The sequence below is a fragment of the Lachnospiraceae bacterium oral taxon 500 genome (assembly GCA_002999035.1).
GTDB lineage: Bacteria > Bacillota > Clostridia > Lachnospirales > Vallitaleaceae > W11650.
In genome coordinates this window covers 818,432-831,052 of record CP027241.1, presented here as the reverse complement: position 1 = coordinate 831,052, position 12,621 = coordinate 818,432, and the positions used below count along the sequence as shown (strand labels likewise).

The window sequence follows — 12,621 nt, the reverse complement described above, 5'->3', positions numbered from 1 at the left end:
CTGTTTAAATTTTATCATTTTTATTGTATGATTAGTATAACAATTCCTTTTTAAAAATAATCTTTCACATAATGGGGTCAAATGCATCGGATAAAAACTTTGGATGAACAGGGGGGAGTTCGACGCTTTTTAAAAATTGCTGCTGGCATGGACTATGAAGAGCTTTTGACCCAAAAGGAAGAAGGATGCGGTGATTTGGGAGTAAGGAGGGCTGTTTATGGAAACATCAAAAAAGAATCGAATTATCGGCATTTTGATTTGTTTGTTTTTGCTGATTACTGTTTCAACTGTCGGCTATTATTTTTTGCTGGGGATATCCATTACCGATGCGCTTTATATGACGATCATCACTATTTCTACGGTTGGCTATAAAGAAGTGGTGGATATGACGCCCGTGGCCAAAGTTTTTTCCATTTTTGTTATTTTTGGCGGAATCGGTATTGTGGGATATACCTTTACCACATTGGAAATTATTGTCCTGGAAAGCAATTTTAAAAGCATTTGGAGGAATAAAGCAATGAAGAAAAAAATAGAGCAGATGAACAACCATATTATTATTGCCGGCGGCAGCGAAAGCACAGAAGTGATGTTTAAACGGTTCCAACATGCCAAAAAGGATTTTGTGGTGATCGAAAAGGATAAGGAAAAGTATGAGGCTTTTTTGGAAAAGGATATTCCGGCGCTGCTGGGGGATGCCACTTCGGAGGACACTTTAAAGCAAGCCGGAATAGAAAGAGCCTCCGGCTTTATCAGTACTTTGCATTTGGATGCGGATAATATTGTGGCTGTATTGACGGCCAGATATATGAATAAAAATCTATATATTGTTTCCCGGGCGATTGAAAAAAACTCAAGAGAAAAATTGCTCAAAGCCGGTGCGGATAACACGGTTTCATCCAATGAAATCGGGGGCAATCGGATGGCAGCTTTGGTGCTGCGGCCAAGTATCATCAGTTTCCTGGACACCATTACCCGGGCCGGGGATGTGGAACTGGATCTGGAAGATATTGTCATTGGTCATGCTTCAGCGATGCAAAATCAATCCCTGAAGCAGATCCAGATCCCGCAAAAAATCGGATTGACCGTCTTGGCCACTAAGACGAAGGGTTCAAATACTATCAAGTTTAATCCCAATCCGAATGAACCGCTGAAAGCAGGAGATTCGATCATTGTGCTGGGCACGCCGGAGCAGATTACAGAGCTTAGAAAATTGGCAGATGATGATGGCGAAAGAGAATTCCATCACGGCGAATAAGTTTGCGCTGACGCTTCCGTTGCTGTGTTAGGAATTGCTGATATTTACGGAGGAACACATGAACATTATCAGAATTGATGAGTCGAAAGCATATAAAATCGCATCGCTGGTGGCTGAGTTTCGAGTGGCGCTGCGTTCTTACAAAGGGATTGAATCCCAAGCGGATATTGAATCTGGGCAAGAAGAGATTCTTGAATTTTTAAATTCCGGTTATCCAGTATTTGCTGCTGAAGATGGAGGAGTCTTGGCAGGGTATATTGTTTGCAAAATCGAAGAGCCTTGTTTATGGGTTGAGCACATCTATGTGCGCGAGGATTACAGACGAAAAGGGGTAGCAACAATACTTTTTAGCAAAGCAGAAGGTATGGCGGAAGCAATGGGTGGAGAGACGGTATTTAATTATGTGCATCCGAATAATGAAGGTATGATTCATTTTCTCCGTTCCAAGGGGTATACGGTTTTAAATATGATTGAAATCAGAAGACCCTATCAAGGCGAGAAATTAGCGAGCACTATTCAGGTAGGAAATAACGATTTTGACTATTGAATTTGAAATGAAAATACCCTTAAGGAAAAACATAGATTGCAAGTTTTATTGACTGTTGTTATAATATACTTGCATAACTCCGCAGAATTTATGTAAGTATATTATAACAGCTCTGTCTAAAAAAGAGAAGTATGGAGGCTTTTATGGCAATAGTAAGGGATGAACAGGTCGTTAAGGTGCTGAGACAGTATAATCCATGGTGGCGCAATCCGTCTGCTGCCAAAGCCGAGAGTAAACCGCAAAAAAGGCTTGCCTATTATGAAGCTTTGAAAATGATAAAGCACAAAACACTCAGACGTTTTGCGGTCTTGTCCGGCGCCAGGCGTGTTGGCAAGACAACGATTATGTATCAAATGATAGACCATCTGATGGATGAGGGAATAAATCCCAGAAATATTTTGTACGTATCGTTTGATAATCCGATGATAAAACTTATCAATGTAGAAACTGTGCTTGCCATTTATGAGTCGCTTTACCCAATCGAAGGAACGAAATATCTTTTTCTTGATGAAATCCAGTATACGGAGCATTGGGAACTATGGATGAAGTTTATTTATGACAGCAGAAAAGATATTCGCTTGGTGGCAACCGGTTCGGCCAGTCCCATATTGGAAAAAGGTTCGACAGACAGCGGGACCGGCAGATGGAGTGTCTTAAAAATACCGACAATGTCATTTTATGAGTATTGCCGGCTGCTTCAGATCGAAGAGCCAATATTGCCCGAACATCTGAAATTAACAAAACTTGTGAAAATGAGCAAGGCGGAACTGGGCGATTTGATGGATAGATTTGCCCCGCTGGAGGCACATTTCATTCGTTATCTTATGATTGGGGGTTTTCCCGAGCTGGTATTATCGGAGGATGACCTTTACGCCCAAAGGATGTTGCGGGAAGATGTGGTAGATAAGGTCATAAAACGGGATGTGCTGACCCTCTTTAATATCCGCAGCCCTCTTTTAATGGAAAAGCTGTTTTTATATCTCTGCATGAATGCAACCGGGATTTTTAGTGTAACGACGGCAGCTAAGGAGCTGGAAAACACCTCGGTCAGTACGATTGACAGTTATATTGAAGCACTTGAAATGTCAAACCTGATTTATCTGGCGAAACCGATGGATGTAGGCAGTAAGGGAGCGTTGAAAGGAAAACCGAAAATATTTATTGCCGATGCTGCTATTCGGAATGCGGTACTGATGATTGATGATGTTTTGTCAGATGAAAGCGAGCTGGGGGCGATGGTGGAAACATCCGTTTATAAGCATATCGTGTCATTCTATCAAGGCAGTTCGGCGCGGCTTGGTTATTTTAGAAAGGCAAAGGACAATCAGAAAGAAGTTGATGTAGTGATAGAACTTCCCCGTGAGAAAATCCTTTGTGAGGTTAAATACCGCAGCAATTCGCAGATTCCTGCGGCTGATGCTATTGTTGAATTGTGCAGGGATGAAAACTCAAAAGTTACCAACGCTTTTTTGATAACGAAACGATTAGATGATTTTGGCATGGTAAAACATGAAACAAAAGTGCCGATTTTGCGGGTGCCGGCCATAGCTTTCCTGTATCTGTTAGGAAAAGCGGAAGCAGACGGCCAAAACGGGAAAATGTAATAGAAGACAGAATTTAACGGCCAATCAATCCGCAACGGCTGGAAGGCATAATTCATAGAGCGGAATGCTTCGGCTGCTTCCAGGCAATCCCGGAGGATGCCGGAAAGCCGATTGCCCCAGAAAAAGCAGAAAAATACGGGAACAGGAGGAACGAGGAGAATGAGAAATACAGAAGACAATAAGGGTAGACCGCCTCTTGACACTTTCCGTATGCAGGAAAAGCTGAAAGGCGATTCCTTTCCGCAGGACTGGGATGAATATCTGGACGATGATATTCGAAGTTTTTTTGATACGCTGCTAAGCGAAACCGGGCAGAAGAAAAGTGAGGTTATCAAAAGAGCAAACCTGTCCCGCACTTACGGGTATCAACTTATGGAGGGGCGCAAGCGGGGAAAGCGCGATTACTATCTGCTGATTGCACTGGCCATGTCACTTGACCTGAAAACGACACAGCGGATGCTGTCGGTCACGCAGTGCGGCGCTTTGCATCCTCTGATTAAACGGGATGCCGCTGTCATTTTTGCGCTTAACCACGGGTATGACACCATTAAGACTTTTGAGTTCATGTGTTCCCTCGGTTTGGCCCCTCTGGACGATGGCGCAGACCGGGAGTAAGGAGCATTGTATGCTGCCGGCAGACAACAGGCAGGCTGCCCCGATTTATAATAAAAGACAGGAAGCAGGACACCAATGCCGGAAAAGCAGAGCCTTAGGCTCAAAGTCCATAAGGATCGTGGGAAGATATGGCTTGCCCCTGGCGGTAGGAAGCTTGCGGGCCGGTTTGGAGCGTTTCAAACGAGATGTGATTACAGGAGAGATTTGGAGGCATATATGAAAAATACAGGAAAAAAATTGAAAAACAGCCTTTGCTTTCTTCTTATTTTCCTTATGGCATTGACCGGATGTGACTCGGATACGGAAATTAAGCCAAATGCAAAGGAAATAGCTGACATTTCGCCGGCTGCCGGATTTTTAGCTGCTCAGGTGGAAAAGACCAGAGGCTTTATTGCCGGTCCGATTGAAAACGGACAAAAGGTTTCGGACTATGCCTATGTATATGATAATGCAGTGGCGCTGATGGCCTTGGCGGAAGCAGGCGCAGACTGGCATGTGCAAAGACTGGCGGATGCCTTTGTGTTTGCACAGGAGCATGATCGGCTGTTCCGGGACGGCAGGCTGAGAAATGCATATACCGGCGGCAATCCCAAAAGTGATTCCGGGCGCTCCATTACCGGCGGAAAAGTCACCATTCGCTTGCCGGGCTTTTGGGAGAAAGGACGTTGGCAGGAGGACTACTACATGGTGTCCACTTCGACCGGAAATATGGCCTGGGTGATGCTGGCGCTTTGTAAGGCGGCAGAAAGAGCAATGCCCGAAAAAAAAGAGGAATATATTCAGGCGGCGATGCGGGCGGCGGATTTTGTCCTGACTTTAAAAGACAAAAAAGGCGGTTTTACCGGCGGATATGAAGGCTGGGATGAAACCCAAATAAAGGCCAGGCATAAATCCACCGAGCATAATATTGATTTGATCAGCGCTTTTCGCTGTCTGGCGAAAGCAGTGGCAGAAAAAAATGCCGGCAAAGCCGAAGAATACCGGGCAGCTGCCGAGCATGCCAAGGAATTTGTCCTGTCGATGTACGACCCAAAGCTGCATTGCTTCTATGCGGGGACAGAAGCCGATGGAATTACTTTAAGCAAGGGGGTCTATCCGCTGGACACCAATTCACTGGCGATTTTGGCTTTGGAAGAAATGAAAGAGAAAGAGGAAATCATTGCTTTTGCAGAAGAAAATATGATGGTTGGCGGCGGATTTGATTTCAGTGCAGGGGATTTGGACGGAATCTGGAATGAAGGAACCGCACAGATGGCACTTTGCTATCATCAGCTGGAAAAAAATGAAAAATATGAGGCGGTATTGAGATATTTAAAAACACAGTTAAGTCCGGACGGAAGTATTCCGGCAGCCGATAGAGATGGAGTGTCTACGGGATTTACGGTCAGCGGAGCGGAGGTGCTTTGGGAATATCATAATACGCAGAGCATAGGGGCAACCGCCTGGTACGCCCTTGCGAAAATGAAGGCCAATCCGTTAAGATAGATTGGTCAGGCCAAAGGCAAGATAGAATTTGGGAGAAACAGGATGCAAAGGAGGACTCAGCCAAGAAAAATAATCATCCCGGAAAAGCTGGGAAATGGCGGCTGTGATGTGTGGCCATATATTCTCGGGCTTATTTGCAATGCGCTTTTGCATATTTCCTTATTTATTTTTTACGGATTGTTCTTGCATAATTTTCTCTATTTATCCGTTTCTTTTATATTTTTTATCTATCCCTTTTCTTATGTGACCGATATTTTGTGGTCTTTGCGTCCTTCGGTTTGCAGTGTGTTGGCCGGGCAGACTTTGATTAACCGGAAGTATTATATGAATACTGTGCGAAAAAATATCAATTATGGGGAATTGCTGCCGGTCACGGTCAGTATCCCCGTATATACAGAGGCGAATGAGGTCATCTTTGAGACCATTCGCAGCAGCATAGCGGCAGTGAAGAAGTATCAGGAATACAGTTATCAAGCGGGAAATGTGATCGTGTCGGATGATGGCATTGCCGTCATGCTGGGCGGTTTTTGCACGGAAGAAAAAGTGGAGAGATTGCTGGAGCGGTTTTTTCAGCATGCGCCGGAGCTTTCTGCCCAGGAAAGAAAAGCGGCTCAGCGGATTTGTTTTTATCGGGAACAGCAAGTGCCTTTTGTGGTCAGGCCGGCCAAGAATCGGGCGGGGCTTTTTAAAAAGGCTTCCAATTTAAACTATACCCTAAGGATGGGGGAAGCGATTTATCAAGGCAAGGGGCGAAAGGAACTGACAAAGCCGGGAGCGGAATTTGAGTATGGCTATGCCGAGGGAAATATTTATACCAATGAAATGATTCTTCTTTTGGACAAGGATTCCGGTGTCAAGGAAAAGATTATCGAAGCCATTGCGCCGGAGTTTTCGGTAGATGATAAACTGGCATATGTCCAGTGTGCCACTCATGCGGTGAATGTATCGGACAATTATTATACTTATGCCACCGGGCATCAGGTCAATAATCTTTTCCTGAATATATGGCCATGTAAGGCATTGCAGGGCTTTTTTGTACCGCTGGTGGGTCATAATGTGTTTCTGCGCAAAAGTATTTTAGAAAAGAGCGGACTGTGGTCGGAAGATAAGGTTTCTGAGGATTATGACAAGGCGATTTGCTTTTATAATATGGGATATCATGGCAAGTATGCCCAGATTCAGGGGCTGGAATTTACGGAGTATGTCAGCCGGACCTTTGCCGAAGAAAGCAGTAAGCAGCTTCGATATTCCTATGGCCTGTTTGAGATGATTTTTGACGGAACGATTGTTTGGGGGAAAAGCAGAAAATGTGATGTACTCTACATGCTGCTTTATTTTTGTTCCGTTATCAATGAGGTCATGCTGCTGCCGACCGTTTTGCTGGAATCGTACTTCGGGAACATTCACCTTTTGTGGGCCGGTTTTTTACTGTGTAATTTTTGCTTTATTGTCCTGCCCTGTATTCGCGGCAGGGTTATGAAACGGCATTTCCCTAAAGAACAAACCGAAAAAATTATGCATACCGTAATCATTGCCGTTTCTTTTGTAGGTCATTCCTTTGCCATGTTATCCGGCGCTTGCCGGTATGTGGTTAATTTGTTTAAAACGAATCAGAAAGCCTTTCCCTCCAGCAGTGTAGATAAACTGGAATATCATTTCTCGGATGGCGTGAAATTAATTGTCGAATATATCAAGAAAAATAAAGGTTTTATTCCGATTGCGATTTTGTGTTTGGACAGAGGTCTGTTTATGATAACCAGAAAAGGAATAGAGCCTGTCACCATGTTTACCTATTGCTATGTTTTGTTTGGAACGGTACTGGTTCCTATTCTGATGACACCTCAGTTTTTTAGCGGGGCAAAGAAAAAAGAGAATGTCAAGATGGCCAGGCAAGGGCAGAAGCGGGAAATCGCAAGCATACCCCTGCCTTTGACGGAATGGAGTACAGAGATGCAAAAACCGGAAGCAGAAGTGAAATTACAAGGCGAGTCGTTAGACAGTGATATCAGAAGTTTTTTGGACACCTATCATCAAACCCTGCAGGAAATTATGTCGGATGAAAAAATGCCGCCGGAATTGACAGTAGAATATTCCTTTGAAAGCTGTATTCGCAAAGATGACCAAAATAAAAAGGAAATTTATTTGCTGAAACGAATAACGGACGACACCAAAGCAATTTTGAAAATCACCAAAGATTATCCGGAAGAAGATGCATGGGAAGAAGCGGAATTATTAAAAAAACTCAATCATCCCGGTATTCCGAAAGTATATCGCTCTTATGAACTGGGAGAGAGAAGGTATATTGTCAGGGAATATATCGAAGGGCGCACCTTATATGATATTGTCAAAACCAATGGACTTTTAAGCCCAAATGACATTTTCCATGTAGTCCTCAAATTAACCGAGATTTTGCGATATTTACATCAGCAAACGCCGCCGGTGATCCATCGGGATATTAAGCCGCAAAATATTATTGTCGGAAAAGACGGGAAAATCCATCTGATTGATTTTGGGATTGCCAGAGTGCATAAAGAAGGCCGAACCCAAGATACCTCCGTAGTGCTGACTTTGGACTATGCCCCGCCGGAACAATATGGGTTTGACCAGACTTCCGCACTGACGGATATTTATTCTTTGGGAATTGTCATGCTGTTTATGGCAACCGGGCATACCACCCGAACGGAATTGGAAGCCCAGATTATCAACAATCGTCTTTGCAGACTGATAGAGCGGTGTATCGCCTTTGATCCCAAATCACGGATCCAGAGCGTGGAGGAGATTCGGGAATATATTTTAAGAGAAAACTACGCCAGGAAAAAATACCGGGGCGTAGTGGCTGCGGCTGCCGTTGTCTTTCTGTGTGCCGGTTTATCCGCTTTGGCGTATGGACTGGGAATGCAGCATGGGAAACGGCAGGGAGAAAAGTCAGGATATGAAAACGGCCATGGTATCGGCTATACCGACGGTTATGAAACGGTTCCTGTTTTTCAAATCGGCGAGGGAGAAGTGCTTATGGGCGAAGGAAATCTGCCCGGCAATTTGACTGCCGGCAGTGGAGCCTATGCCGTACAAAACGAAGCGGGAATATACTATATTTTAGAGAAAGATATCTATAAAGTTCCAAAGGGCAGTACGATTCCGCAGCTTTTTCTGAAAGATGCCGGAGCGCAGGGACTCAGCTCCAATCATGGCTGGTTGTATTACTCAGCCGGGGATAATATCATGCAAACCAATCTTTACAACCTGAAAACGGAAGTCTTATCCAAAGAGCTGACGGCCCATCTGTTGATTGACGGGGATAATTATTATGCTTTGGGGAAAGAGGCGCTGTACTTACTGAATGTTCGTGATGGCAGGCAAGTGAAACTGGCGGATGTCAAGGGATATCAAAATATCAATCTTTATCAAGGCAGGCTGTATTTTACCGCCGGAGAAGAGAGTAAATTATACAGCTCCAAATTAAATGGCGAAGATATCAGGCTGCTGACCGAGGACAGCTGCAGCAGTGCATGTGTGTATCAGGATGCGATTTATTGCTGCGTGCAAAGAGCAGGCTTTTCGGAATTGATAAAAATAGGGATTCCTTCCGGTGAAGAACAAAGCATTGCCGAAGAAAGTGCCGGATTATTGAATGTAACCGGACGGGGAATTTATTTCCTTGATACCATTGACGGAACCATTAATTTCTGCACTTTGGACGGAAGGCTGAAAAGCGTCATTTCAACCAATGACGCATCGGATTTTAATCTGGCCGGTGACTTGATTTTTTATCGCAATCGGGGAGATGGAAATAGGCTTTGGTGTGTGGGAACAGACGGCAGCGATGACCATCCGGTTCGGGTAAGGAGGTGAGGGAATGTTCGGGAAAATACATTTTACGTGGAACAGCACGGAAAAAAAGTCAATTCGGGAGATTGTGACGGAAGAAGGGGCAAGACCGGAGAAAGAAATCCTGTATATCATCCGAAAACTATGCGCTGTTCTGGAAAATAAAGGTGGAAAAGAAACCGAGATTCCGCCTTGCCTTTTGCCGCAGAATATTTTTTTAAATACCGAGGGAGAAATATTTTTATCCCCGCAAAAAATAAGTTTTTCCCTACAAGAGCCTTATTATCCGCCGGAACAAATGAGAGAGGAAAGAGTCCGAAATAAAAACTATATTTACAATTTGGGGATGTTAATGCTTTTTATGGCAGTTGGAGATACCAATAAGGCAAAGCTGGATGCCTTGGCAGAAAATAAGATACTAAAAGAAGTGATTGAAAAATGTACCGCCTTTGATCCCGATATGAGATTTTCATCTCCGAAGGAACTTTTGAGCTTTGTAGCCAGAAAGAAAAGAAAATGGGAGAAATGGATAGCGGCTCTGCTGACTTTAGCCGGTACTGGCATGCTGCTGACTTTGCTGTTTTACTTTTATACGGAAGGGGAGCAAATCGGAGAAGCGGCAGGCAGAGAGAGCGGCTATATGGCGGGGTATGCCGGAGGCTATGAGAAAGGCTTGGCGGAGGCTCCGGGTATCGGCCTGGGCGCTTCCCCCTATGACTTTCGGAGAGGCAATTTATTTGCCAATGTGGCAGCAACCGGTGACGGAGCTTTTTTGGCGCAAAGTGAAGACGAGCTTTTTTTTATCCATCAGCGGAATATTTACCGTATGAATCCCTATACGGAAAAAATAAAGCTTTTGGTGGAAAATGCAGAAGCATTTCATTTAAGCTACTATGACGGATGGTTGTACTATTCCGCCAAAGAAAAGGTATTCCGTGTTCATCCTCTGTCCCTCAGGCAGGAGGTGTTTTGTGAGCAGCGTTCGGGTTTGCTCTATATTGAGGACGGAGAATTTTATCTGGATGATGCAGCGGAAAACGGATATCTGTATAAGATAAATCCTCAGACCGGTGAATTAAGACAGTTGAACGGAATTACCGATTATCATTGTTTTCATGTTGCCGACCAGCGTATTTATTATACGGACAAAGAAAATGATTATGCGGTCTATCGCTGTGATTTGGATGGCAGTAACCGCAAGCTGGTCAGCAGCAATCACTGTGAATGGATTTGTCTCTATGAGAATAAGATTTTCGGTTATGCCGCCGGTTATGAGAACGAGGAAGAAAGGGAAAGCAGCTCGCCGGCCGGGTTTTTGATCCGCATGGATTTAGAGGGGGGAAGTATGCAAAAAATCGGGCATATACCGGCTTCCTATCTCAATGTCACATCAGGCGGCATTTATTATGTAGCCGGTCAGAACAAGACATTGGAGTGGATGTCTTTTGACGGCAGGATTCATTATACCATTGTGCCGACGGCAACCGGCCCGTTTAATCTGGCGGGGCGCTGGATCTTTTATGTCAATCGGGAAGATGGGGACAGTCTTTGGCGGGTGCGTGTGGACGGCTCAGGAAATAAAAAAGTGGAATAACGACAGGATAGCGAAAGCTATCCTGTTTGTTTGTAAAAAGGCGGAGCTATTTCCCGACACCACGTAATTGACAAATCCGTTTTATTGTATGCTGTCAGCAGACAACCGGGAAGGCAAATTGACCTATACTGTTTTTAGGGGACAGTGATGGCTACTGCAATCGATAAACCCCGCTGCAAACATCTGGTCTGTGCGGCAAACAAACCGAAAAGCATCAATGATTCCATGTTTTAATATTGAAAGGAGAATGCATATGAGAAAGCAAAAGACGATGATTTCTTCCGTTATGGTTTTCAGCTTGCTTTTGCTGTTTTCCGTATTTTTATTTGAGGGCAATCTTTATGCCAAGGAGAAGGATGAGTTGGTATCTTCCCCTTTATTTGAAGCGTCCTTAAAAAATACATTACGGGAATTTGCAGAAAAAGAGAGCAATCAATTTTTCAGAAACAAGAACGAAGCCATGCGGGAAACCCCAACGGCGGTGGATATGGGCGATCAGTCAGCTGCCCTGTCAAAAGCGGGAGACGACATTGCCTTTAGTATTCCCGGTGTTCCGAGTGTACCATCGATTCCGTCTTATACCAGTTCTTACAGTTGCGGAGTGACCTGTGGAGCAACCTGTGGAGCGACCTGCGGAGCTACTTGCGGAGCGACCTGTACCGCCACTTGTAATTCAACCTGTTTCGGCAGTTCAACTTGTGCCGGCAGCTCGACCTGTGCCGGCAGCTCGACCTGTGTCGGAGGCAGTACCTGTGCGGGCAGCACTACCTGTCTCGGCACGAATACCTGTGCCGGAGCCACTACCTGTATCGGCACCAGCACCTGTATCGGCAGCAGTACCTGTATGGGAAATGCCAGCTGTGCCGGCATGTCTACCTGTGCCGGAACCAGTACCTGTATCGGCACCAATACCTGTGCCGGAACTGCGACCTGTATCGGATCAAACACTTGTGTCGGTACGTCAACTTGCTTTGCCACCGGCTGTAATCTACAAAACCCGAGTCAACCGACCGAGCCGCTGCCGGAAAATCCGACACCGCCGGCTAATGATGGCAAGACACCCAGTCCATGGGCAGAAGAGGCGGTCAGTAAAGGAATTGAGCTGAACTTGGTACCGCCGTGTTTGCAAAAGAACTATCAAAGCAATATCACAAGAGAAGAATATTGTGAACTGGCAATTCAATTTGTCAGGAAAATACTGGAACATAAGCCGCATTTATTGCAGAAACTGGATGAAGATCCGGGCAAGGTTTTTGACGACACGGACAATTATGCGGTTGGTCATGCCTATAAACTGGGTATTGTCGCAGGAGTAGGCAATAATAAGTTTGAGCCGGCCAGAGGAATCAGCCGCCAGGAAGCGGCGAAGCTGATGCTGAACTTTAATACGGAGATGCTTGGCTTAAACCGGGATGGAGAGGTGACACCGTTTGCAGATGAAGCCGATATTGCCGATTGGGCCAAAGCAGGGGTTGATTTTGTGGTTAAAAGCGGTTTGATGAAAGGAGTCGGTGACAATAAGTTTGCACCGCAAAACAGCTACACCAGAGAGCAATCCATTATCACCATGGTCAGACTGTATAAAGAAATCTTCGATGAATAAAGAGAAAGGTTTGCCGCACCCTATAAAAATCAGATGACATTCAGGTTCAAAGCGATCCGTTTTAGGTCTCCAAGCAGATTGAAGCAGGAA

At 44.9% G+C, this 12,621-nt stretch carries 10 protein-coding genes; 9 read left to right on the top strand and 1 reads right to left on the bottom strand.

Annotated features, from left to right (window positions below; translation table 11 throughout):
• Positions 1-217: 217 nt before the first annotated feature.
• The 8 genes from C3V36_03865 to C3V36_03830 all read left to right on the top strand — a co-directional run bounded on the left by C3V36_03865 (position 218) and on the right by C3V36_03830 (position 10,928).
• Entirely contained in the window at positions 218-1,255 is a 1,038-nt protein-coding gene (locus tag C3V36_03865) for a potassium channel protein (GenBank protein ID AVM68460.1), read from the top strand.
• Between the two features lie 58 nt (positions 1,256-1,313).
• Positions 1,314-1,802 carry an N-acetyltransferase gene (locus tag C3V36_03860; GenBank protein AVM68459.1) on the top strand — a complete coding sequence of 163 codons (489 nt, stop codon included), beginning with the start codon at positions 1,314-1,316 and terminating at the stop codon, positions 1,800-1,802.
• Between the two features lie 143 nt (positions 1,803-1,945).
• Positions 1,946-3,406: an AAA family ATPase gene (locus C3V36_03855; protein ID AVM68458.1), complete on the top strand. Its 1,461-nt coding sequence runs from the start codon at positions 1,946-1,948 to the stop codon at positions 3,404-3,406.
• A 159-nt stretch (positions 3,407-3,565) separates the two neighbouring features.
• On the top strand, positions 3,566-4,021 hold the full coding sequence (locus tag C3V36_03850; protein ID AVM68457.1) for a hypothetical protein: 456 nt from the start codon (positions 3,566-3,568) through the stop codon (positions 4,019-4,021).
• 10 nt (positions 4,022-4,031) lie between these two features.
• Positions 4,032-4,241 carry a hypothetical protein gene (locus C3V36_03845; protein ID AVM68456.1) on the top strand — a complete coding sequence of 70 codons (210 nt, stop codon included), beginning with the start codon at positions 4,032-4,034 and terminating at the stop codon, positions 4,239-4,241.
• A complete protein-coding gene (locus C3V36_03840; GenBank protein AVM68455.1) occupies positions 4,238-5,506 on the top strand; it encodes a hypothetical protein in 1,269 nt (422 codons plus the stop codon). Before C3V36_03845 ends, C3V36_03840 begins: the two co-directional genes overlap by 4 nt.
• Before the next feature lie 42 nt (positions 5,507-5,548).
• Positions 5,549-9,358: a hypothetical protein gene (locus tag C3V36_03835; protein ID AVM68454.1), complete on the top strand. Its 3,810-nt coding sequence runs from the start codon at positions 5,549-5,551 to the stop codon at positions 9,356-9,358.
• Positions 9,359-9,362: 4 nt separating this feature from the next.
• The gene (locus C3V36_03830) at positions 9,363-10,928 is read left to right on the top strand and encodes a hypothetical protein (protein ID AVM68453.1); all 1,566 of its coding nucleotides are present in this window, start codon (positions 9,363-9,365) and stop codon (positions 10,926-10,928) included.
• A 588-nt stretch (positions 10,929-11,516) separates the two neighbouring features.
• Here C3V36_03830 and C3V36_03825 read toward each other — a convergent pair.
• Positions 11,517-11,750, bottom strand: a complete 234-nt coding sequence (locus C3V36_03825; GenBank protein AVM68452.1) for a hypothetical protein — start codon at positions 11,748-11,750, stop codon at positions 11,517-11,519.
• A gap of 22 nt (positions 11,751-11,772) precedes the next feature.
• Here C3V36_03825 and C3V36_03820 point away from each other — a divergent pair, with 22 nt between their 5' ends.
• Positions 11,773-12,531, top strand: a complete 759-nt coding sequence (locus tag C3V36_03820) for a hypothetical protein (protein ID AVM68451.1) — start codon at positions 11,773-11,775, stop codon at positions 12,529-12,531.
• Positions 12,532-12,621: the final 90 nt, after the last annotated feature.

Coding starts and splice junctions, on each gene's coding strand:
- C3V36_03835 (AVM68454.1), top strand. CDS start 5,549: ATGCAAAGGAGGACTCAGCCAAGAAAAATAATCATCCCGGAAAAGCTG.
- C3V36_03840 (AVM68455.1), top strand. CDS start 4,238: ATGAAAAATACAGGAAAAAAATTGAAAAACAGCCTTTGCTTTCTTCTT.
- C3V36_03850 (AVM68457.1), top strand. CDS start 3,566: ATGAGAAATACAGAAGACAATAAGGGTAGACCGCCTCTTGACACTTTC.
- C3V36_03820 (AVM68451.1), top strand. CDS start 11,773: ATGGGAAATGCCAGCTGTGCCGGCATGTCTACCTGTGCCGGAACCAGT.
- C3V36_03865 (AVM68460.1), top strand. CDS start 218: ATGGAAACATCAAAAAAGAATCGAATTATCGGCATTTTGATTTGTTTG.
- C3V36_03855 (AVM68458.1), top strand. CDS start 1,946: ATGGCAATAGTAAGGGATGAACAGGTCGTTAAGGTGCTGAGACAGTAT.
- C3V36_03830 (AVM68453.1), top strand. CDS start 9,363: ATGTTCGGGAAAATACATTTTACGTGGAACAGCACGGAAAAAAAGTCA.
- C3V36_03860 (AVM68459.1), top strand. CDS start 1,314: ATGAACATTATCAGAATTGATGAGTCGAAAGCATATAAAATCGCATCG.
- C3V36_03845 (AVM68456.1), top strand. CDS start 4,032: ATGCTGCCGGCAGACAACAGGCAGGCTGCCCCGATTTATAATAAAAGA.